The 21674-nt window shown below is 34.0% G+C and carries 21 protein-coding genes; 19 read left to right on the top strand and 2 right to left on the bottom strand.

Translation table 11 applies throughout. The annotated features are described in order from the left end of the window. The first annotated feature begins 82 nt into the window (after positions 1 to 82). The 17 genes from aspS to BMW63_RS13340 all read left to right on the top strand — a co-directional run bounded on the left by aspS (position 83) and on the right by BMW63_RS13340 (position 16149). Positions 83 to 1834, top strand: coding sequence for an aspartate--tRNA ligase (aspS, locus tag BMW63_RS13420; RefSeq protein WP_074723996.1), 1752 nt, complete (start codon positions 83 to 85; stop codon positions 1832 to 1834). 126 nt (positions 1835 to 1960) lie between these two features. Next, on the top strand, positions 1961 to 2155 hold the full coding sequence (locus tag BMW63_RS13415; RefSeq protein ID WP_007137066.1) for a cold-shock protein: 195 nt from the start codon (positions 1961 to 1963) through the stop codon (positions 2153 to 2155). 243 nt (positions 2156 to 2398) lie between these two features. Then, positions 2399 to 2764 (top strand): NADH-quinone oxidoreductase subunit A, encoded by a 366-nt coding sequence (locus BMW63_RS13410; protein ID WP_074723995.1) that lies wholly within the window; start codon positions 2399 to 2401, stop codon positions 2762 to 2764. A gap of 75 nt (positions 2765 to 2839) precedes the next feature. Beyond that, positions 2840 to 3388, top strand: a complete 549-nt coding sequence (locus BMW63_RS13405) for an NADH-quinone oxidoreductase subunit B (protein ID WP_074723994.1) — start codon at positions 2840 to 2842, stop codon at positions 3386 to 3388. Between the two features lie 4 nt (positions 3389 to 3392). Next, a complete protein-coding gene (locus BMW63_RS13400; protein WP_074723993.1) occupies positions 3393 to 3914 on the top strand; it encodes an NADH-quinone oxidoreductase subunit C in 522 nt (173 codons plus the stop codon). Positions 3915 to 3946: 32 nt separating this feature from the next. Next, positions 3947 to 5185, top strand: coding sequence for an NADH-quinone oxidoreductase subunit D (locus BMW63_RS13395; RefSeq protein WP_074723992.1), 1239 nt, complete (start codon positions 3947 to 3949; stop codon positions 5183 to 5185). A 50-nt stretch (positions 5186 to 5235) separates the two neighbouring features. Beyond that, on the top strand, positions 5236 to 5766 hold the full coding sequence (locus tag BMW63_RS13390; protein WP_074723991.1) for an NADH-quinone oxidoreductase subunit NuoE family protein: 531 nt from the start codon (positions 5236 to 5238) through the stop codon (positions 5764 to 5766). Position 5767: 1 nt separating this feature from the next. Beyond that, entirely contained in the window at positions 5768 to 7135 is a 1368-nt protein-coding gene (gene nuoF, locus BMW63_RS13385; protein WP_074723990.1) for an NADH-quinone oxidoreductase subunit NuoF, read from the top strand. A gap of 86 nt (positions 7136 to 7221) precedes the next feature. Beyond that, the gene (locus BMW63_RS13380; RefSeq protein WP_074723989.1) at positions 7222 to 8271 is read left to right on the top strand and encodes an NADH-quinone oxidoreductase subunit G; all 1050 of its coding nucleotides are present in this window, start codon (positions 7222 to 7224) and stop codon (positions 8269 to 8271) included. A gap of 3 nt (positions 8272 to 8274) precedes the next feature. Beyond that, positions 8275 to 9327 carry an NADH-quinone oxidoreductase subunit NuoH gene (nuoH, locus tag BMW63_RS13375; RefSeq protein WP_074723988.1) on the top strand — a complete coding sequence of 351 codons (1053 nt, stop codon included), beginning with the start codon at positions 8275 to 8277 and terminating at the stop codon, positions 9325 to 9327. 114 nt (positions 9328 to 9441) lie between these two features. Further along, complete coding sequence (locus BMW63_RS13370; protein WP_074723987.1) at positions 9442 to 9987, top strand: NuoI/complex I 23 kDa subunit family protein; 546 nt, start codon at positions 9442 to 9444, stop codon at positions 9985 to 9987. Beyond that, complete coding sequence (locus BMW63_RS13365) at positions 9987 to 10499, top strand: NADH-quinone oxidoreductase subunit J family protein (protein ID WP_074723986.1); 513 nt, start codon at positions 9987 to 9989, stop codon at positions 10497 to 10499. The genes BMW63_RS13370 and BMW63_RS13365 overlap by 1 nt, the downstream gene beginning before the upstream one ends. 1 nt (position 10500) lies before the next feature. Next, positions 10501 to 10821, top strand: coding sequence for an NADH-quinone oxidoreductase subunit NuoK (gene nuoK, locus BMW63_RS13360; protein WP_074723985.1), 321 nt, complete (start codon positions 10501 to 10503; stop codon positions 10819 to 10821). Positions 10822 to 10827: 6 nt separating this feature from the next. Continuing rightward, complete coding sequence (gene nuoL, locus BMW63_RS13355) at positions 10828 to 12711, top strand: NADH-quinone oxidoreductase subunit L (protein WP_074723984.1); 1884 nt, start codon at positions 10828 to 10830, stop codon at positions 12709 to 12711. Positions 12712 to 12720: 9 nt separating this feature from the next. Then, positions 12721 to 14163, top strand: coding sequence for a complex I subunit 4 family protein (locus BMW63_RS13350; protein WP_074723983.1), 1443 nt, complete (start codon positions 12721 to 12723; stop codon positions 14161 to 14163). A gap of 13 nt (positions 14164 to 14176) precedes the next feature. Then, a complete protein-coding gene (locus BMW63_RS13345; RefSeq protein ID WP_074723982.1) occupies positions 14177 to 15547 on the top strand; it encodes an NADH-quinone oxidoreductase subunit N in 1371 nt (456 codons plus the stop codon). Positions 15548 to 15768: 221 nt separating this feature from the next. Then, positions 15769 to 16149, top strand: coding sequence for a hypothetical protein (locus BMW63_RS13340; RefSeq protein ID WP_074723981.1), 381 nt, complete (start codon positions 15769 to 15771; stop codon positions 16147 to 16149). Between the two features lie 158 nt (positions 16150 to 16307). On the opposite strand, the gene BMW63_RS13335 is transcribed toward BMW63_RS13340, so the two are convergent. Beyond that, positions 16308 to 16955, bottom strand: coding sequence for a hypothetical protein (locus tag BMW63_RS13335; RefSeq protein ID WP_074723980.1), 648 nt, complete (start codon positions 16953 to 16955; stop codon positions 16308 to 16310). An 855-nt stretch (positions 16956 to 17810) separates the two neighbouring features. Here BMW63_RS13335 and BMW63_RS13330 point away from each other — a divergent pair. Together BMW63_RS13330 and BMW63_RS13325 are read left to right on the top strand one after the other, a co-directional pair. Then, positions 17811 to 19856: a tetratricopeptide repeat protein gene (locus BMW63_RS13330; protein ID WP_074723979.1), complete on the top strand. Its 2046-nt coding sequence runs from the start codon at positions 17811 to 17813 to the stop codon at positions 19854 to 19856. A gap of 374 nt (positions 19857 to 20230) precedes the next feature. Continuing rightward, complete coding sequence (locus BMW63_RS13325) at positions 20231 to 20947, top strand: DsbA family oxidoreductase (protein ID WP_074723978.1); 717 nt, start codon at positions 20231 to 20233, stop codon at positions 20945 to 20947. Positions 20948 to 21334: 387 nt separating this feature from the next. Here the strand turns inward: BMW63_RS13325 and BMW63_RS13320 are convergent, their stop codons facing one another. Continuing rightward, positions 21335 to 21598, bottom strand: a complete 264-nt coding sequence (locus tag BMW63_RS13320; RefSeq protein ID WP_074723977.1) for a hypothetical protein — start codon at positions 21596 to 21598, stop codon at positions 21335 to 21337. Between the last annotated feature and the right edge of the window lie 76 nt (positions 21599 to 21674).

Here is a 21674-nt window from a genome sequence, read left to right as displayed (position 1 = left end):
TGGCATTTGAAATTAAAAGGAGGAAGCCCAGTGGGCTTCAGGTATTTTGCATTAGTAAAAACAGCATATAAAAACAAATAAAATGTATAGAAGTCATAACTGTGGAGAACTCAACGCCTCACATATAAATACTGAAGTTACACTTGCGGGTTGGGTTCAGAAATCACGTGATAAAGGATTTATGAACTGGGTAGATTTACGTGACCGTTACGGAATCACACAATTGTTATTCGACGAAGGTCGTACCGAGAAAACCATTTTTGAATTAGCAAAAACACTTGGAAGAGAATTTGTAATCCAAGTAAAAGGAACCGTTATTGAGCGTGAAGCCAAAAACAAAAATATAGCTACAGGTGAAATCGAAATTTTAGTTACTGAACTAACGATTTTAAATGCAGCCTTGACTCCGCCGTTTACAATTGAAGATGAAACGGATGGCGGTGAAGACATCAGAATGAAATACCGTTACCTAGATATTAGAAGAAATCCAGTAAAAAACAGCTTACTGTTTCGCCACAAAGTAGCGATGGAAGTACGCAAGTATCTTTCAGATTTGGACTTCTGTGAAGTAGAAACGCCTTATTTAATAAAATCAACTCCGGAAGGAGCAAGAGATTTTGTTGTTCCTTCTCGAATGAATGAAGGTCAATTTTACGCTTTACCACAATCACCTCAAACCTTCAAGCAATTATTGATGGTAGGCGGAATGGATAAATATTTCCAAATCGTGAAATGTTTCCGTGACGAAGATTTGCGTGCAGACAGACAACCAGAGTTCACACAAATCGATTGCGAAATGGCTTTTGTAGAACAAGAAGACATTCTAAATGTTTTTGAAGGACTTACAAGACATTTGCTAAAAGAAATTAAAGGAATTGAAGTAGACAAATTCCCTCGTATGACATACGAACATGCGATGAAAACCTATGGAAATGACAAACCGGACATTCGTTTCGGAATGGAATTTGGAGAATTAAACGAAGTAGCACAAAACAAGGATTTCCCTGTTTTTAATGCTGCAGAATTAGTTGTAGGTATTGCAGTTCCAGGCGCTGGAAACTACACTAGAAAAGAAATAGATGCTTTAATCGAATGGGTGAAACGTCCACAAGTAGGAGCTTCAGGAATGGTTTATGTAAAATGCAACGAAGATGGCACTTACAAATCATCTGTAGATAAATTCTACGATCAAGACGATTTAAGCAATTGGGCAAAAGTAACCGAAGCAAAAGCAGGCGATATGATTTTTGTTTTATCAGGCCCTACGGATAAAACAAGAGCACAATTAAGTACCTTGCGTATGGAATTAGCTACTCGTTTAGGATTGAGAAACCCTGCAGTATTTGCACCGCTTTGGGTTGTTGATTTCCCATTATTAGAATTTGATGAAGAAAGTGGTCGTTACCACGCGATGCACCATCCGTTTACTTCCCCTAAACCGGAAGACATGCACTTATTAGAAACAGATCCAGGAAAAGTACGCGCTAACGCGTATGATATGGTTTTGAACGGAAATGAAATTGGAGGAGGATCTATCCGTATTCATGATAAAGCAACGCAACAACTCATGTTTAAATATTTAGGTTTCACCCCAGACCAAGCCAAAGAGCAGTTTGGTTTCTTGATGGACGCATTTCAGTTTGGAGCTCCGCCGCACGGAGGACTAGCTTTTGGATTAGATCGACTAGTTGCTATTCTTGGAGGACAGGAAACCATACGTGACTTTATCGCTTTTCCAAAAAATAATTCTGGAAGAGATGTCATGATTGATGCACCATCGGCAATTGATGAATCCCAGTTGAAAGAACTACATATAAAATTAAATGTTCAATAGTCAATCGGTAAAAATCACCGGAAAACGTTGAATATCAATTATTTTCAAAAAAAAAGAATATTTATTAACAATCATATGATATTAAATATTACATTTGCTCCATTATAAATTATTATTACTATTACAATGCGTACAGGTACAGTTAAATTTTTCAATGAATCAAAAGGTTACGGATTCATTACAGACGAAGAAACAGGAAAAGACATTTTTGTTCACGCTTCAGGAATCAACGCGGAAGAATTACGCGAAGGTGATAGAGTTAGCTATGAAGAAGAAGAAGGAAGAAAAGGAAAAGTTGCTGCGAAAGTAGCAGTTATCTAAGCAAAAAAATATTTTTTTGCCTACGAATGTTTAAAACGTTCCGATTTATTTCGGAACGTTTTTTTTTTTGCTTCCATCTTAAATATCGGCAACAGAAAAACAGAATTATAATTATTATTTATAATCATTAAAAATTAGGAGGTGATTTGATTTTCAATGTAACTAAATTATGTATTACACTTGTGTTTTAAATCCTTGAAACCTATCTTTGTTGCTTATTTTAGTACATAAAAATCATTAATTATGCAATCTGATCAGTTAAGTTATATTCCGATTTTAATACAGTTTTTATTAGCTGCCGGATTTGTAGTGGGAACTATTATTGTTTCTGGAAAATTGGGACCAAAAAGAAAGTCAGCAGCCAAAGATAAAAATTTTGAATGTGGTGTTGAAGGTATAGGAAATGCACGTATTCCATTCTCTGTAAAATACTTTCTAGTTGCGATTTTATTTGTTCTGTTTGATGTTGAAGTTATTTTCCTTTATCCATGGGCAATCAATTTCAAAGAATTAGGAATGGAAGGAATGGTCAAAATGATCATATTTATGCTTTTACTTTTAGTGGGGTTTTTCTACATCATCAAAAAGAAAGCGCTAGAGTGGGAATAAGAATTTATTATAAATATTGAATCGTAGACTACTATTAGTTTGTAATTCAAATTTTCTAATTCAAAATACAAAAAAATGAGTAATTCAAGTATAAAAATGGTTGAGCCGCCAGAAGGAGTTGTTGGAGAAGGATTTTTCGCCACAAAACTAAATGACGTTGTAGGTATGGCTCGTGCCAATTCACTTTGGCCATTACCCTTTGCAACTTCATGTTGTGGTATAGAATTCATGGCTACCATGGCTTCACATTATGATTTGGCACGATTTGGCTCTGAGCGTGTGAGTTTTTCTCCTCGCCAAGCAGATATGTTAATGGTAATGGGTACTATTTCTAAAAAAATGGCTCCTATTTTACGTCAAGTATACGAACAAATGTCAGAACCAAGATGGGTTATTGCTGTTGGTGCTTGTGCATCTTCAGGAGGTATTTTCGATACGTACTCCGTTCTTCAAGGGATTGACAAAGTAATACCAGTTGACGTATATGTACCAGGTTGTCCTCCAAGACCAGAACAAATTGTAGATGGCGTAATGAAATTGCAAGAATTGGTTAGATCGGAATCTGTAAGAAGAAGAAGTTCTCCAGAGTACCAAGAATTATTGGCCTCTTATAATATCAAATAACGACATGGCATTAGAAAACACAGATATTCAAGATAAATTAACAGAAACGTTTGGTGAGTATGTTTTTCACTTTAATCAAGAGAAAGATATCTTTTCATTTGAAGTAGCTGCTGATAAAATCACAGCGATCATCCTTTTTTTGAAAAACGACCCATTATTGCGTTTTAATTTTTTAACTGATTTATGTGGAATACATTATCCAGATAATGAAGTTGACAGACAATTTACAATTGTGTATCACATGCACAATTGGTACGACAACAAACGCATCAAAATCAAAACTTTTATCAATGGTGAAAAACCGGAGATAAAAACAATATCTAACATTTTCCTAAGTGCAAACTGGATGGAAAGAGAGACTTTTGATTTTTACGGAGTAGATTTCATAGGTCACCCACAGTTGAAACGTATTTTGAACATGGATGAAATGATTTCATTTCCTATGCGTAAAGAGTTTCCATTAGAAGATGGCGGACGAACAGATAAAGACGACCGTTTTTTCGGTAGAACAATCGACAATTGCTAAAAACACAATCTATAATTTTTCACATTCTATAAATGTCAGAACTATTATTACCACCAGAGCATCGATATGCTAAAATCATAAAAGAGAAGCTAAACGAAGATGGAAGTGAACTTTCAATCCTGAATTTAGGTCCTACTCATCCCGCTACGCACGGAATCTTTCAAAATATTTTGTTGATGGATGGGGAACGTATTTTAGAAGCGGAACCAACTATTGGTTACATACACCGCGCTTTTGAAAAAATTGCAGAAAATCGTCCTTTTTACCAAATTACTCCTCTTACAGACCGAATGAACTATTGCTCCTCTCCTATCAATAATATGGGATGGTGGATGACTTTAGAAAAATTATTGGATATTGAAGTCCCAAAACGTGCTCAGTATTTAAGGGTTATTGTAATGGAATTGGCAAGAATCACGGATCACCTTATTTGTAATTCCATTTTAGGAGTTGATACAGGTGCCTATACCGGATTTCTTTACGTTTTCCAATTTAGAGAGAAAGTATATGAGATCTACGAAGAAATTTGTGGTGCTCGATTGACAACTAATATGGGAAGAATTGGTGGTTTCGAAAGAGACTGGTCACCAGAAGCTTTCAGAAAATTAGATGTGTTTTTAGAAGAATTTCCAGTTGCTTGGAAAGAATTCGAAAATCTATTCGAAAGAAATAGAATTTTCATGGATCGTACTATAAATGTTGGGGCAATATCTGCGGAAAAAGCAATTTCTTACGGATTTACAGGACCTAACTTACGTGCTGCAGGAGTAGATTACGATGTACGTGTCGCACAACCTTATAGTTCTTACGAAGATTTTGATTTTATAATTCCTGTTGGAAAATCTGGAGATACTTACGATCGTTTTTGCGTCCGTAATGCTGAAGTTTGGGAAAGTATAAGTATCATTCGCCAAGCACTTGCAAAAATGCCAGAAGGAAACGATTTCCATGCTGATGTTCCTGACTATTACCTTCCTCCAAAAGAGGATGTTTACACTAGCATGGAATCCTTAATATATCACTTCAAAATTGTAATGGGAGAAGTTCCTGTTCCAGTTGCAGAAATATACCATCCTGTAGAAGGTGGAAATGGAGAACTAGGTTTTTATTTAGTGACTGACGGAAGTCGTACTCCTTACAGACTGCACTTTAGAAGACCTTGTTTTATTTACTATCAAGCATATCCAGAAATGATAAAAGGAGCATTACTATCTGATGCGATTGTTATTTTATCAAGTTTAAATGTAATTGCAGGAGAATTAGACGCATAGAGATTTCAGATTGAAGAATAACGATTTTAGATTTCAGATTTAAAAGAAAAATGGAAAGAACACATTACAAACAAGAAATAAATATGACTGAAACATTGATGACTCGCATCAATGAATTAATTAGTCATTACCCAGAAGACAAAAGAAAATCAGCTTTATTACCTGTTTTACATGAAGTTCAAGATGCTCACGACAATTGGTTGAGTACTGAATTGATGGATAAGGTAGCTGAAATCATCCAAATATTACCAATCGAGGTATATGAAGTTGTTTCTTTCTATTCGATGTACAATCAAAAACCTGTTGGAAAATTCCTTTTTGAGTTTTGTCAAACATCACCCTGTTGCTTAAATGGAACAGAAGATTTGATGGACTACACTTGCGAAAAGCTAGGTGTAAAAATGGGAGAAACGACAGCAGATGGACTTTTTGAAGTAAAAGGCGTAGAATGTTTAGGAGCATGTGGTTATGCACCAATGATGCAATTAGGCGATTTTTACAAAGAGCATCTTACACAGGAAAAAATCGATCAATTAATCGTTGATTGCCGAGATAATAAAATAATATTACACGATAAATAATATGTCAAAAAAGATATTATTAGACAAAATCAAGATTCCAGGAATCAAAACCTATGAAGTATATCGCCAAAACGGTGGTTACGCTTCAGTGGAAAAAGCAATGAAAGCAATGACTCCTGACGAAGTTGTTGAACAAGTTAAAGCATCAGGACTTCGTGGTCGTGGTGGTGCTGGATTCCCTGCTGGATTGAAATGGAGTTTTATTGATAAAAAATCAGGAAAACCAAGACATTTAGTTTGTAATGCAGATGAATCTGAACCGGGAACGTTCAAAGATCGCTACTTGATGGAATTTATTCCTCATTTATTGATCGAAGGAATGATTACTTCCAGTTTTGCTTTGGGTGCAAACCTATCTTACATCTACATTCGTGGTGAATACATGTGGGTTTATAAAATTCTAGAAAGAGCCATTGCAGAAGCGAAAGCTGCTGGTTGGTTAGGAAAAAACATATTAGGAACGGGATACGACTTAGAACTTTACGTTCATTGTGGTGCTGGAGCCTACATTTGTGGTGAAGAAACCGCTCTTATTGAATCATTGGAAGGGAAAAGAGGGAATCCTCGTATTAAGCCACCATTTCCTGCAGTATCAGGTTTATGGGCTAACCCAACAGTGGTAAATAATGTTGAAACTATTGCATCAGTGCCGTGGATTGTGAACAATTCTGGTGATGATTATGCAAAAATTGGAATCGGAAGATCTACTGGGACTAAATTAATTTCGGCTTCAGGGCATATAAAAAACCCTGGTGTTTATGAAATTGAATTGGGATTAAGTGTTTACGAATTCATGAATTCAGACGAATATTTAGGCGGAATGAGTTCTGACCGACCTTTGAAGGCATTAGTACCAGGCGGTTCATCAGTGCCAATTTTACCTGCCGATTTAATATACAAAACAGCTAACGGTGAAGACCGTTTGATGTCCTACGAATCATTAAGTGATGGTGGATTTGCAACAGGATCGATGCTAGGTTCTGGAGGATTCATTGTTTATAATGACACTTCTTGCATCGTTCGTAACACTTGGAATTTTGCTCGTTTTTATCATCATGAAAGTTGTGGACAATGTTCCCCCTGTCGTGAAGGAACAGGATGGTTAGAAAAAGTGTTGTGGCGTATCGAAAACGGCCAAGGACGTGAAGAAGATATTGATTTGCTATGGAGTATTCAAAGTAAAATTGAAGGAAACACGATTTGTCCACTAGGTGATGCGGCTTCATGGCCAGTAGCAGCAGCTATTCGACATTTTAGAGATGAATTTGAATATCATGTTCGTTTCCCAGAAAAAATAAAAAATAGAAACCATTTTGTTGCTGAACCTTTTGAAAAAGTAAAGCATTTAGTTTCTAAAGTAATAGTATAATAAGTTTAAAGTTCAATGTTTAAAGTTTCTCAGTTTGGTTCTCACAATCTCAAACGCTAAACCTGAAACATACAAACAAAAATACAATGAAAGTAACAATAGACGGTCAAGCAATTGAAGTAGAACCAGGAACAACTATTCTGCAAGCAGCACGTATGATAGGTGGAGAATCTGTGCCACCAGCAATGTGCTATTACTCTAAATTAAAAGGAAGTGGTGGAAAATGCCGTTGTTGCTTAGTTGAAGTAGCGAAAGGTAGTGAAGCAGATCCTAGACCTATGCCAAAACTAATGGCTTCCTGTGTTACAGGATGCATGGATGGTATGGAAATTAACAGTAAATCTTCTGACAGAGTTAAAGAAGCTAGAGAATCAGTAACTGAATTTTTATTGATCAATCACCCACTAGATTGCCCAGTTTGTGACCAGGCGGGAGAATGTGATTTACAAGATTTAAGTTTTGAGCATGGTAAAGCTAAAAGTAGATTTATAGAGGAGAAAAGAACATTTGAGCCAGAAGATATTGGTCCAAATATTCAACTACATATGAATCGTTGTATTCTTTGTTACCGTTGTGTAATGGTTGCTGATCAATTGACAGACAATCGTGTACACGGTGTGATGGACAGAGGAGATCATTCGAATATTTCGACTTGTATTTCTAAAGCAATCGACAATGAGTTTTCAGGAAATATGATTGATGTGTGTCCAGTAGGTGCATTAACTGATAAAACGTTTAGATTCAAATCTAGAGTTTGGTTCAACAAACCATACAATGCGCATAGAGAGTGTACGACTCCAGGATGTTGTGGAAAAACAACCCTTTGGATGTTTGGAGACGAAATTCAAAGAGTTACCGGTCGTAAAGATGTCTATCATGAAGTAGAAGAATTCATTTGCAACGAATGTCGTTTTGACCACAAAACCACTGCGGACTGGGTTATTGAAGGGCCAAGAGCATTTGACAAAGATTCTGTTATCAATCAAAATAATTACACTCAAGAACTGGAAACAGTTGTAATCGCTACCGAAGAAGGGATTCTAAAAGGTAGAGATCAAGATCGTAAGAAAATAAGCATGCCTGCTATCCCTTTAGATAAAGACGAAGAGGCAGATTTTAAACAGGGTAACATTTAGAAAATGGATAGTACTATAATTATAGAAAAAAGCGTTATTATTTTAGTTGTATTTGGAATTACGATGCTAATGGCAATGTATTCTACTTTGGCTGAAAGAAAAGTAGCCGCTTGGCTTCAAGATCGTATCGGCCCAAATAGAGCTGGAAAAGGTGGATTATTACAACCACTAGCGGATGGATTAAAATTATTTTCGAAAGAAGAATTTGAACCAGATACTCCCAACCGATTTTTGTTTTTTGCAGGGCCTGCACTTGCAATGACCACTGCTTTAATGACAAGTGCCGTTATCCCTTGGGGGGATCACTTTCATCTTTTTGGCAGAGACATCATTTTGCAGGCAACTGACATTGATGTTGCTTTACTTTACCTTATTGGTGTAATGTCAATCGGTGTGTACGGAATCATGATTGGTGGATGGGCATCTAATAATAAATTTTCATTAATTGGTGCTGTTCGTGCGGCTTCTCAAATGATCTCTTACGAGGTGGCTATGGGACTTTCGTTGATCGCTTTACTGATGATGACCGGAACTTTGAGTTTGAGAGAAATCTCATTACAACAATCTGGGATGAACTGGAATGTTTTTTACCAACCGTTGTCGTTCCTTATATTCTTAATCTGTGCATTTGCAGAAACAAACCGAACTCCATTTGATTTAGCAGAATGTGAAACAGAATTAATTGGTGGATACCATACGGAATATTCTTCCATGAAAATGGGTTTCTACTTATTTGCTGAATATGCTAATATGTTTATCTCCTCTACTATTCTTGCTGTTTTATTCTTTGGAGGATACAACTATCCAGGAATGAGTTGGGCAGTAGAAAACTGGGGTGTAAACTTTGCTAATGTTTTAGGAATCGTCGCTTTGTTTATCAAAATATGCGGTTTCATTTTCCTTTACATGTGGGTACGATGGACTATTCCAAGATTTAGATACGATCAACTGATGCATTTGGGATGGAGAATATTAATACCACTTTCGATCGTCAATATCATTATTACTGGAATTGTAATTTTGAGAGCAGAAATAGCAATTTACTTAGGATTTTAAATAGGAGTGAAAAATGCCTAGCCCTGATAGCAGTGAAAATCCTTTAATTCTGAACCTTTTCAGAATTAAAGATTGAAGCGAATAGCAGGAATAAGCTACTAATAAAACAAAAAAATGTCAATAGAAACGATATCCTTATCTGGAAGAAAAAAAGTAGTCTCTAACAAAGAGATGTCTTTTTTGGAAAAAATGTATCTACTTGCGATTGTCAAAGGAATGATAATCACAATTAAACATTTGTTTACAAGAAAAGTTACCATACAATATCCTGAACAGGTACGTGAAATGAGTCCGGTTTACCGTGGTCAGCACCAATTAAAACGGGACGAACAAGGTAGAGAAAATTGTACTGCTTGTGGATTATGTGCTTTGTCATGTCCTGCAGAAGCGATCACAATGAAAGCGGAAGAACGTAAACCAGAGGAAAAGCATTTGTACAGAGAAGAGAAATATGCTTCGATATATGAAATCAATATGTTGCGTTGTATTTTTTGTGGTTTGTGCGAAGAAGCGTGTCCAAAAGACGCCATCTACTTGACCACCTCAAAAACACTAGTAGCTTCTAGTTACGACAGAGAAGATTTCATTTATGGAAAAGATAAATTGGTCATGCCTTTAGATATCGCAATGCAAAATGCACAACTTAAAAACGCTAACTAATGTCAACTATACTAATTATCTTTTGTGTTTTAGCAGCAGTCACTATAGCCACCGCTTTTTTGACCATCTTTAGCAGAAACCCAATTCACAGTGCCTTATATCTTGTAATTTGTTTTTTCTCGATTGCAGGACATTATCTATTATTGAACTCTCAGTTTCTAGCCATTGTTCATATTATTGTCTACTCTGGAGCGATTATGATTTTATTCTTATTCACCATCATGTTGATGAACTTGAATAAAGAAAACGAAGTACATAAACCTAGAATTACACGATTAGGAGCTATTGTTTCTTTTTGTTTGATTTGTATCGTTTTGATATTAGTTTTCATCAACTCTAAACCTATCGTTGGAGAATACATCACTACTGGAGAAGATTACCAATCTATAAAAGTTTTGGGTAAAGTCTTATTGAATGAGTATATGGTTCCGTTTGAATTTGCCTCAATATTGCTTTTAGTAGCTATGATTGGAACGGTTTTATTGTCTAAAAAAGAAAAAACAGAGAAATAACATGAACAATATTTTAAATGAAATAGGCATCGAAAACTACATTTTCCTTTCTACGATACTTTTTTGTATTGGGGTCTTTGGCGTTTTATACAGACGAAATGCGATTATTGTATTTATGTCTATCGAAATTATGCTTAATGCAGTCAATCTTTTGTTTGTTGCATTTTCTACCTACCACCAAGATGCACAGGGGCAAATTTTCGTCTTTTTCTCTATGGCTGTAGCTGCTGCCGAAGTTGCTGTAGGTTTAGCCATCTTAGTTTCTATTTTTAGGAATTTAGGCTCAATTGACATCAATAATTTAAAAAACTTAAAAGGATAAATTTCAATGGATACAAGTTTAACTTTACTCTTATTACTAGCTCCTTTTTTAGGATTTTTATTTAATGTTTTCTTTGGAAAAAGTATCGGGAAATCCGCTTCTGGGATAATTGGAACACTTACAGTTGCACTTTCGTTTGCAGTATCTGTTTATTTTTTCCTCCAAATAAATCAAACGCATCAAGCGATCCAAATTCAATTATTTGATTGGATTCAAATCAGCAACTTTAAAGTAGACTTTGGTTTTTTATTAGACCAATTATCAATTTTATGGCTGCTTTTTGTTACTGGAATTGGCGCTCTGATACATATGTACTCCATCAGCTATATGCATGATGACGAAAACATGCATAAGTACTTTGCTTATTTGAATCTTTTTATCTTCTTCATGATTACTTTGGTCATTGGAAGCAACTTATTAGTATTGTTCATCGGTTGGGAAGGCGTTGGACTTTGTTCTTACCTTCTAATTGGATTTTGGCATAAAAACCAAGAATTCAATGATGCGGCTAAAAAAGCATTCATCATGAACAGAATTGGAGATTTAGGTTTACTAATTGGAATCTTCATTATAGGATCATTATTCTCTACATTAGATTATGCTACTTTAAAAACAGCGATTAATGGTGCTACCGATTTGAATATGTATTGGATCTCTGCTGCTGCTTTTGCTCTATTCATTGGAGCTTGTGGAAAATCAGCACAAATTCCATTATACACTTGGTTGCCAGACGCAATGGCGGGTCCAACACCTGTTTCAGCATTAATACATGCTGCAACAATGGTAACTGCAGGTATCTTTATGATTACAAGATTAAACTTCGTGTTTGACTTAGCTCCTGATGTACAAAACATTATTGCTATTGTTGGTGCTGTTACTTCTCTTGTAGCTGCAACTATCGCTTTAGTTCAAACCGATATTAAAAAAGTACTTGCTTATTCTACCGTTTCTCAATTAGGATTAATGTTTTTGGCATTAGGTCTTGGAGCATACGAAGTAGCCGTTTTCCATGTAATCACACACGCTTTCTTTAAAGCATGTTTGTTCTTGGGTTCTGGATCTGTTATTCATGCATTACACGGAGAACAAGACATGCGTAAAATGGGTGGATTGAAAAAAGTAATGATAATCACATTTATTACCTTTTTAATATCTTCATTAGCAATATCAGGAATTCCTCCTTTTTCTGGATTTTTCTCGAAAGATGAAATATTAATGGTGGCTTTTGAACACAACAAAATACTTTGGTTCATTGCTTCATTAGCATCGTTAATGACGGCTTTCTATATGTTTAGATTATTATATCTTACGTTCTTCAAAGAATTTAGAGGTACCGCAGAACAACGAAGTCATTTACATGAAAGTCCAACTTTGATAACGTTTCCTTTAATTGTTTTGGCAATTCTAGCAACATTAGGTGGATTAATTAGTTTACCCACTAATAGTTGGTTGAACGAATACCTATCTCCTTTATTTACAAAAGCAGCTACAGAGGAACACCACTTTGGAACAACTGAATATGCATTGATGCTAATTGCCGTTATAGGTGGATTAGTAGGAATAGGAATTGCTTACGCCAAATACATCAAACAAAATCAAGTTCCTGCAGAAGATGCTGCAATTACTGGTTTTACAAAAGTGTTATACGATAAATATTATGTAGATGAAATCTATGACTTTTTATTCGTAAAATCAATCAACGGCTTATCAAAATTCTTTAGAGACCATGTGGAAACTACTTTGACCTCTTTAGTTTTTGGATTAGGACAAGTAACCAACGAAATCGGGTTTCAAGGCAAGAAAATACAAAACGGAAGTATCGGACGTTATCTTTTTGCGTTTGTTTTAGGCATGTGTGCCATTGTAACCTATTTATTTTTAGCTCAATAATTTTATATTATGAATGTATCTATACTGTTAATTATACTTTTTGTTGGCGCCTTTGCAACGTATCTGGCTGGTGACAAACTGGCTTCAAAAGTAGCATTGTTCTTTAGCCTAGCGTCTTTAGGATGTGCAATTGTATTGTTAAATCAATTTAACGCTGGCGAAAACATTAGTGTCATCCATCAATGGATCAACCAACCTAATATTTCATTTGCACTACAAGCCGATGGTCTATCAATCGCAATGCTTCTATTGACATTGGCATTGACACCTATCATTATCTTTTCTTCGTTTGAGAATGTTTATACAAATGCGAAAGCGTTTTATGCTCTAATCTTATTTATGGCTTTTGCCATGGTAGGAACATTCTTGGCATCCGATGGTCTTTTATATTACATCTTCTGGGAATTGTCATTAATCCCTATTTACTTCATTGCTTTAATTTGGGGGAATGGTGATGCAGAAGAACGTAAAAAAGCAGTGATAAAATTCTTTATCTACACCTTAGCTGGATCTTTATTTATGTTAATCGCCTTTGTTTATTTATACCAAAATGCCGGAAGCTTTTTATTAGAAGATTTATACAAATTAAACTTATCAGCAACCGAACAATTGTGGATATTCTTGGCCTTTTTCTTAGCCTACGCTATTAAAATCCCACTTATTCCTTTCCACACTTGGCAAGCAAGCGTATACCAAAAATCACCTGCAGCGGGAACGATGTTGCTTTCAGGGATTATGCTAAAGATGGGATTGTACAGCATTATTCGTTGGCAATTACCTATTGCTCCGCTTGCAGCAAAAGAATACATGTACATCTTTATCAGCTTAGGAATTGCAGGAGTGATCTACGGTTCGATTGTAGCGTTAAGACAAAAAGACTTAAAAAAATTATTGGCTTACTCTTCATTAGCTCACGTTGGCTTAATTGCAGCAGGAACCTATACGCTAACAATTGATGGATTACGCGGTGCTGTACTACAAATGATTGCTCACGGTTTTGTAGTAGTTGGATTGTTTTTTATCTCTGAAATTATTTTTAGAAGATATGAAACCCGAACTATCGCTGAGATGGGTGGTATTCGTTCCCAATCACCAAAATTCGCTTCGATGTTCTTACTTTTAGTACTAGCCTCTGTTGCACTTCCTACTACATTCAACTTCGTTGGGGAATTCACGGTATTATACAGTCTTTCACAAATAAATGTATGGTTTGCCTTTTTAGGAGGAACTACTATCATCTTAGGAGCATACTATATGTTGAAAATGTATCAACAAGTAATGCTTGGCGAAACGAATACCAAAGTGTTTGCGGATGTTACTTTTAAAGAAGGATTTGCTTTGATTACTATCATAGCTGTTTTATTCTTTTTTGGAATGTATCCAAAACCAATTACAGACTTAATCACACCAAGTTTGGAAAATATTTTAACTCATATTAATAGAATTAACTAGTCAAATAAAAAAAATGAATACATTAATAGCTATAATAGGATTAGGTGTTTTATGCCTTTTATTTGAAATTTTCGATTTAAGAAAAGCCATTATTCCGATAACAATTATTGGGTTACTTGCTATACTTGGTCTTGATATCTCAGAATTTAATTCTCCTGCCACCTACTACAACAACATGATTATTGTGAGTAAATTTTCAACTGCATTCAGTGGTTTGTTTATCATATTAACCATTTTCTTAGTGGCCTTGAGCCATAAATTCTATGAGCATCACCAAACTAAGATCTCTGATTTTATTGCCATAAAAGTATTTTTATTGGCAGGAACTGTTGCGATGGTTTCTTTTGGAAACTTAGCTATGTTCTTTTTAGGGATTGAAGTATTATCTATTGCCCTATACATTTTGGCGGCAAGCAACAGATTGAGTATAAAAAGTAATGAAGCTGGATTAAAATATTTCTTAATGGGATCTTTCGCTTCAGGAATTATCCTTTTCGGTATCTGTTTAATTTACGGAGCGATGGGAAGTTTTGATGTTATCGAAATTAGTGAATTATCACAATCAGCTGAATTGCCAGTTTGGTTCCCAATTGGGATTGTACTAGTTACTATCGGAATGTTTTTCAAAATTGCCGCAGTACCTTTTCATTTCTGGGCTCCTGATGTTTACGAAGGATCTCCTACTTTAACTACTGCTTTAATGAGTACATTGGCAAAAGTAGTAGCTATTGCCACTTTATTTAAATTGCTAACGATTATGAATGCGAATATTTCGCCTTCATTTCAAATAGTTATTGTCATCATTTCCATGGCTTCGATGACCGTAGGAAATATAATGGCATTGCGTCAAGTAAACGTAAAACGTATCTTAGCTTTCTCTGGAATTTCACATGCAGGTTTTATGTTAATGACTTTACTGAACACGACAAACGCAGCTGGAACATTATTGTATTATACCTCAGCTTACTCATTGGCGGGAATCGCTGCCTTTAGTGTAATAATCTATGTTTGTAAAAACAACGAAAATGAAGACATGGCTAATTTCCATGGATTAGGAAAAACGAACCCACTATTAGCGGCAATCTTAACTGCTTCCTTATTGTCTATGGCCGGAATTCCAATATTCGCAGGTTTCTTTGCCAAATTGTTTTTATTCAATAACATGTTACAAGCAGGTTTTATTGCTTTAGTGATCGTTGCAGTAATCAACTCAATTATAAGCGTAGGATACTACTTTAAATTGATCATGGCAATGTATACCAAAGAGCCTAACGAAGAAAGAACAGGAACTCCCGTTGTTATTTATGCAGTTGCAGTAATAGCGATTGTCTTGAATATTGCATTAGGTTTGTTTCCATCATATGTTTTGGATCTATTAGCTTAAACTATCTTTTAAAACTATACAAAAAAAACATTCGTCGCGACGAATGGTTTTTTTTTGCTCTCTTCAGTTTATACATACAACACCCCCGTTTAAAAATAATTCGTTTCCACTAATCGACACTTTATTACTATTTGCCTTTAGAAAATAAGACAAACACCTTATTATCAGATACATTAACACCTAAAAAACTGAACTTTAAGTCTAATTAAAATATAGATAAAATGGGACTACCAAAGAAAATGGGAATATGGATGGATTATTCCATCCCTTATTTAACAGGATTTACTTCAAATTCCTTTGAAATAATAAAAGCCGAATCGACTTCTTTTGAATCGACTAAACTATACCCTATTAAAACACTGGCTGCACTATTAGAGAAAAGAGATCGTCTTTTACAAACTTATTATTATAAAATAGCTAGTAAAATAAAAAACTACGACAGAATAATTATTTTTGGCCCCACAAATGCAAAAACCGAACTCTTCGATGTATTAAGTGAAGACGATCGATTTCTAAAAACAAAAATCGAAATCACAAATACCGATCAGATGAATCCTGCGGAACAACATCAATTTATAAAAAACTATTTCTCAGACAAATAATATGATTGTAGACTCTAATCAATTTTAATATTTAAGGCAACCCAAATAAGCTAAGCTATTTTTCTATGAAAAGCTTTTTAATACTGTTACTAATCAAAGCAAAAATCCCGCTAATACAATTACCAACGGGACATTTACTATCAATTATATATAAATAACTAGTTTCTTTTTACGATTCTTACATCTATAGTAGTTGCAACTCTAGTATCTCGTTGTACGACTTTAGTATCGTTCACTCTATAATCACGATCACTTACATTTCTATTAATTACATAGTCATTATTGTTGTTTTGGTTACTTGCATACCCTCTAACACCTTTTACAGAACCATAAGTATCAACAATTTGACCACGACGGTTATAGATAATCTCTAAACCACCTACACGTTCTAAAGAATAACGATTGTAAGACATTTGAACAGAGCCGATACGTTTAATTCTATCATTTGAATCAAAATTGATAGAAACATTTCCAATACGTGTTATATTCCCTCTTCTATTGTATTCCACTTTTACACCGTAATTATCTCTCCGAAAAGAAGCAGCTGTACCATAGTTTCTATTTCCATTGCCTCTTCTATTCGGTTTAAAAGATTTATCTCGAGCAAAAGGCCGTGCATTAAAATCAAATTGTCCATCGGCAAACAAGTAGAACTCAATTCCACCTTCTGTGAAAATAATTGGTTCCGCATTTCTAAAATCCACAGCAACTCTTGTTGCATTTGGCAAGTTATTTTTAACTGTTGCATTTGCTACACTACCTCCAATTAAGAGAATACTAGCTACTAAAAAGGTAATTTTTTTCATGATATTTATATTTTGTGTTTTGCCTACTCTTGAGCTTTTCGGCTTACGCTATTTCATTGTTATTTGAAATGAGATATTCAACTAGCGTGCCAAAGAATAAATTAAGGTTTCCCTAACTATAGAATAGTGACTGTTTTTTGTGTATTACCATCTTGAAATTCAACCTATTAAATCCCAATTGGAATAGAGGATAATAATTCCTGAGAAAATAATATTAACGTTGCTTTAATATTATTACTGCTTTAACGCAGCTTGTTTTCTTATGCCTTTCTCAGAAAAGTATTGAACTTACCACGGCTTTTGTCCAAGATTACTATTTGGTGGGATCACTAAAAGAAAAATAGTATCCTATCAATAACAAATTATCAAGATTTGTAAAAGCAACGTTTTTCAATAAAAAAAAAGTATAATTAAAAGAAAACTAAACCACTATGGACTTAAAGTCCATAAATTTGGTTGTAATACTTAAAGTCTGCATGTTGTATTGCTAATCTGCGGTGTTAACATTTTTTAGAAGCTAAAGCGAGATGCACTGAAAGTACATAGTTTTACACTCTATTTGCGACCAATAAACACAGTTAGAACAGTCATATAATTACTAAGAATATGAACAGTGACTATAGTAATTAACATATAGTTCCAGAATTTAATTACACTTTAACGTATTAATTTGCATTTTAACCTTTCTTTAGTCTAACTTCACAGCTTGTATGAAATACTCATTATTCAAATAAATTTCTTTACAAATTAGCATATACTATTTAAGTCATGACCAATGTTTTTTATAGGTAACAAATGAACCATACTACGATATAATTTACAATAGAATTGCAAAGCATACATATATTTACCAGGATGAAAAAGTATTTTTTATTTTTAATAATAATAGGGTTTTCGAGCCTTGTATTGGGACAAGATATTTTAAATACTAAAGAAGAGGAATTGAATGTTACAATTAATTCTTTTTCCAACAATGAAATAGCATCTCTACTTAAAAAAGCAAATAGCTACTCAATAAAGCACTTGGATTCTGCTACTTTATATTTTGATAAAGCAACAGCACTAGCATACTCAGTGGATTCTAAAGCTCAACTAGCAGAAGTATTACTAAGCGAAGCCAAGTTTTATCATAATCGATATCACTATATAGAAGCGATTAAATATTTTGAAAAGGCGTCTTTATTGCTAGTCGAACTAAAAGATAACAAGAAACTAGCTTTGGTTAATATTTATATGGGGAGCGATTATGAGTACTCTTACTCTGAAGACAAAGCTTTTAAAAGTTATTTACGCGCTTTAAATATCTATAGTAAGATTAAAGACGAAATAGGAATCGCAAAAGTGTATTCTCGAATTGGAAATATATATTATAAGAAAAAAAATTACACTATTTCTGTTGACTATTTTAATAAAGCATTAGAACTTTATAAAAAAAATAATGACCAAAATGGAGTGGCTTATTGTTATACCAGCATTGCTAATTCTATTACAGATGGTGGCAATTTTGATAAAGGGTTAGATTTTTACACCAAGTCAAACGAAATACTCATTTCACTTAAAGATGACTATGGTGTAGCGGTAAACTATAACAATATAGGCGACACTTACATTATTTTAAAAGAATATGATCGAGCCTTGGAATATTTTGCAAAATCCTTGTCTATTTCTCAAAGGATTCATAACCAAGCAATGATTGCATTAATTTATTTGAATGTTGCAACTATAAAATACGAACAAAATAATTTCATAGAAGCGATTAATTATGCTAATAAAAGTCAGGAGTTAAGTATAGCAATTGATGATTTGTACTATCAAAATATTAATTTATTAACGTTATCAAAAGCATATGAAAAACTCAAAAATTTTAAAACTGCACTAAAATATAAAAATCAATATATTGAAGTAAAAGAAAAAATGCTTTCCGACAGCAATGATGGAACAATTCAATTATTTCAACAGTTGATTGATCATGAGAAAAAATTAGTCACCATAAATGACTTAACAATAAAAAATGAAAATACTGAGCTAAAATTACAATCTAAAAAAAGATTGAATTATTTTTTTGTTTTTATTTTTTCTGTATCTATCGGTTTTATTGCGTTTTTAATAATACAACAGACCGCAAAAAAGAAGTCTTACAAATTATTAGCAGCCAAAAGCGAACAGATTAGCGTAATGAACGATGAAATTCTTCTTCAGCGAGATCACTTAAAAGCTTTAAACAGTGCAAAAGATAAGTTCTTTAAAATTCTAGCACATGATTTAAAGAATCCGTTAAGTTCAATAGAAGGCCTCACAGAACTAATGATTGATGACGGTACTTCCCTAGATAAGAACGAAAAGATGTTGTTTTTGAGATCCATTAATGAAGCAGCTCGCAAAGCTTCCGCTATTTTAAATGAGTTATTTATTTGGGCAATAAGTCAAGAGACTATTCTTAAAACTAAAAGTATCCTACTTTTAAATTTGCTTACAGATGAGATAAAACTACTTGAAATACAAGCACTACATAAGAAAGTTTCAATAATTATAAATGTTGATAAAAACACTTGTGTCGCTGCAGACGAGAACATGTTAGGTACAGTTTTACGAAATTTAATATCCAATGCCATAAAATATTCTACTTCTAATGGAGAAATAGCAGTCACTTCCATAGCGAAAAATGATTTTGTTGAAGTTACAATTAAAGACGAGGGCATAGGCATGTCACAAACTGAAATTGAAAACATTTTTACAGCAGATTTTAATAAATCAAAAATAGGTACGGGAAATGAAGAAGGAAACGGATTAGGGCTGGTTTTGTGCAAGGAATTCATTGAAAAACTAGGAGGTAAAATATGGGTTCAAAGCATTGCTAAAAAGGGAAGCGAATTTAAATTCACTTTACCAATAAACGTTTAAAGAAAGCACCTATAAAAGAGCAATAATAACGATAACTTTTCAAAGCTATTTTAAGCATGTTTTAAGTGTCGAATTATTTGCACTCTTACCAAACTGGAACGAAAAGTTTGTATATCATATCCTAATTAAGTTTACATTTTTAACTATAAGAGCATACAAATACTAAAACAAAAGTACTTTCAAGATTTACTAAGGGTTACGATCTCTTAAATACTTACACTACAATCTCAAACTTGCTACTCCCCTACTCGCAATTTGTTTTGAAATATGTGTGCTATTAAAACTCCCAATAAAAACATAAAGACTACTTCCGTATAAAAGCAATTGATTAAATTTGTATATACAAATGAGAAAATTAGCTTAAAAAAATACAAATGGAAAATAAATTAAAAATACAAATTTGGTCGGACATCATGTGTCCTTATTGCTATATAGGAAAACGAAGAATTGAAGGAGCATTACAGCAATTCCCGCATGCAGAGAATGTCGAAATTGAATGGAAAAGCTTCCAACTTGATGCTAATTTTATAGCATCGGAAAATGATAATATGGCTGAACATCTAGCCGAAAAATACCGCAAAGACAAAGAGTGGGCACAGGAAATGATGGATAGCATGACTCTAAATGCTAAAAACTCTGGATTAGACTTTCATTTTGAAAAAGCAATAATGGCCAATTCTTTCAATGCACACCGACTCTTACACTTGGCCAAGAAACATAATAAATCAAATGAACTAGAGGAACTATTGTTTAAAGCCTATTTAACAGATGGCCTGAATATAAACGACATAGTAACCTTGACTAATCTAGGAATCCAGGTTGGACTTGATGCAACAGAAATTCAAACCCTATTACATTCTGACACCTACGCAACTGCCGTAAAAGAAGACATTGAAATGGCGCAACAAATAGGAGTACAAGGAGTTCCCTTCTTTGTTTTCGATAACAAATACGCAGTTTCTGGTGCTCAACACGTGGAAACATTCGTAAAAACACTAGAAAAAGTATGGGAAGAGGGTGATTTTAAATCAAAAGTTACTTTGATAGAGACGAATGATGGAAATAGTTGCGACATTGATGGTTGCGATTAAAAATCAACATCAATAAAACATATTTGCTTTTAGCCATTATAACACAATTACTTTACAAGAACTGATAAAAGAACTCAATTACAATGAAAATCAGCGTTTAGCAAAACTATAACATAATATTTTGTTACAGTAATCCTTTCACAAAGCCCTACCGTTCCTACCCTCTTTTAAATTGTTTGCAAAAATAAAAGTACCAAGGTCGACTTCTTTCCTATTCACAAAATAAAAAATGACTTGGATCAACTACTAAACCAAGTCATTTTTTAATATGTACAAAATTAATTCCTACAAAACTCTACTTATCAACTATAACCCTCTAGAAAATTAATAATAAAAAATCTTTTCTCCCGAAAGGGTTCACAACTATCAAAATGCACAACAAATCAACTAAACATAGGTATACAATATTGTTAAAATATTAGCCAAATTAGCCAGCTCTACATTGCTGAGCTTTTTCTTTTCTCTAATTAATTTACTCGCACTACGAAATTCAAAAAATACTTCAAATCTTTGATCAGGAAATTTTTTACTCAAAAACGCAGTAATATTATCTAAAGAGCGCTCTATAGTAGCATCATAAGCTGTTGTATTTAATATTTGTCTGAAACTAACTACCGTGTTAAGATCGATAAAATTGTATATTCCAGTCATGATGTGCCACTAATTCCGGTCATGATGTGCCACAAAATAATGAGCTAATTTCTGTTCAAATTTACATTTTTTTATT

This window comes from Flavobacterium frigoris (genome assembly GCF_900111075.1).
GTDB classification, from domain to species: Bacteria; Bacteroidota; Bacteroidia; order Flavobacteriales; family Flavobacteriaceae; genus Flavobacterium; species Flavobacterium frigoris.
Note: the sequence above shows the minus strand (reverse complement) of the source record. Positions and strands in the feature narration are given on the sequence as shown.

Bases quoted from the DNA above. Each gene is read 5' to 3' on its own strand.
- aspS (WP_074723996.1), top strand. From the start codon at position 83: ATGTATAGAAGTCATAACTGTGGAGAACTCAACGCCTCACATATAAAT.
- BMW63_RS13415 (WP_007137066.1), top strand. From the start codon at position 1,961: ATGCGTACAGGTACAGTTAAATTTTTCAATGAATCAAAAGGTTACGGA.
- BMW63_RS13410 (WP_074723995.1), top strand. From the start codon at position 2,399: ATGCAATCTGATCAGTTAAGTTATATTCCGATTTTAATACAGTTTTTA.
- BMW63_RS13405 (WP_074723994.1), top strand. From the start codon at position 2,840: ATGAGTAATTCAAGTATAAAAATGGTTGAGCCGCCAGAAGGAGTTGTT.
- BMW63_RS13400 (WP_074723993.1), top strand. From the start codon at position 3,393: ATGGCATTAGAAAACACAGATATTCAAGATAAATTAACAGAAACGTTT.
- BMW63_RS13395 (WP_074723992.1), top strand. From the start codon at position 3,947: ATGTCAGAACTATTATTACCACCAGAGCATCGATATGCTAAAATCATA.
- BMW63_RS13390 (WP_074723991.1), top strand. From the start codon at position 5,236: ATGGAAAGAACACATTACAAACAAGAAATAAATATGACTGAAACATTG.
- nuoF (WP_074723990.1), top strand. From the start codon at position 5,768: ATGTCAAAAAAGATATTATTAGACAAAATCAAGATTCCAGGAATCAAA.
- BMW63_RS13380 (WP_074723989.1), top strand. From the start codon at position 7,222: ATGAAAGTAACAATAGACGGTCAAGCAATTGAAGTAGAACCAGGAACA.
- nuoH (WP_074723988.1), top strand. From the start codon at position 8,275: ATGGATAGTACTATAATTATAGAAAAAAGCGTTATTATTTTAGTTGTA.
- BMW63_RS13370 (WP_074723987.1), top strand. From the start codon at position 9,442: ATGTCAATAGAAACGATATCCTTATCTGGAAGAAAAAAAGTAGTCTCT.
- BMW63_RS13365 (WP_074723986.1), top strand. From the start codon at position 9,987: ATGTCAACTATACTAATTATCTTTTGTGTTTTAGCAGCAGTCACTATA.
- nuoK (WP_074723985.1), top strand. From the start codon at position 10,501: ATGAACAATATTTTAAATGAAATAGGCATCGAAAACTACATTTTCCTT.
- nuoL (WP_074723984.1), top strand. From the start codon at position 10,828: ATGGATACAAGTTTAACTTTACTCTTATTACTAGCTCCTTTTTTAGGA.
- BMW63_RS13350 (WP_074723983.1), top strand. From the start codon at position 12,721: ATGAATGTATCTATACTGTTAATTATACTTTTTGTTGGCGCCTTTGCA.
- BMW63_RS13345 (WP_074723982.1), top strand. From the start codon at position 14,177: ATGAATACATTAATAGCTATAATAGGATTAGGTGTTTTATGCCTTTTA.
- BMW63_RS13340 (WP_074723981.1), top strand. From the start codon at position 15,769: ATGGGACTACCAAAGAAAATGGGAATATGGATGGATTATTCCATCCCT.
- BMW63_RS13335 (WP_074723980.1), bottom strand. From the start codon at position 16,955: ATGAAAAAAATTACCTTTTTAGTAGCTAGTATTCTCTTAATTGGAGGT.
- BMW63_RS13330 (WP_074723979.1), top strand. From the start codon at position 17,811: ATGAAAAAGTATTTTTTATTTTTAATAATAATAGGGTTTTCGAGCCTT.
- BMW63_RS13325 (WP_074723978.1), top strand. From the start codon at position 20,231: ATGGAAAATAAATTAAAAATACAAATTTGGTCGGACATCATGTGTCCT.
- BMW63_RS13320 (WP_074723977.1), bottom strand. From the start codon at position 21,598: ATGACTGGAATATACAATTTTATCGATCTTAACACGGTAGTTAGTTTC.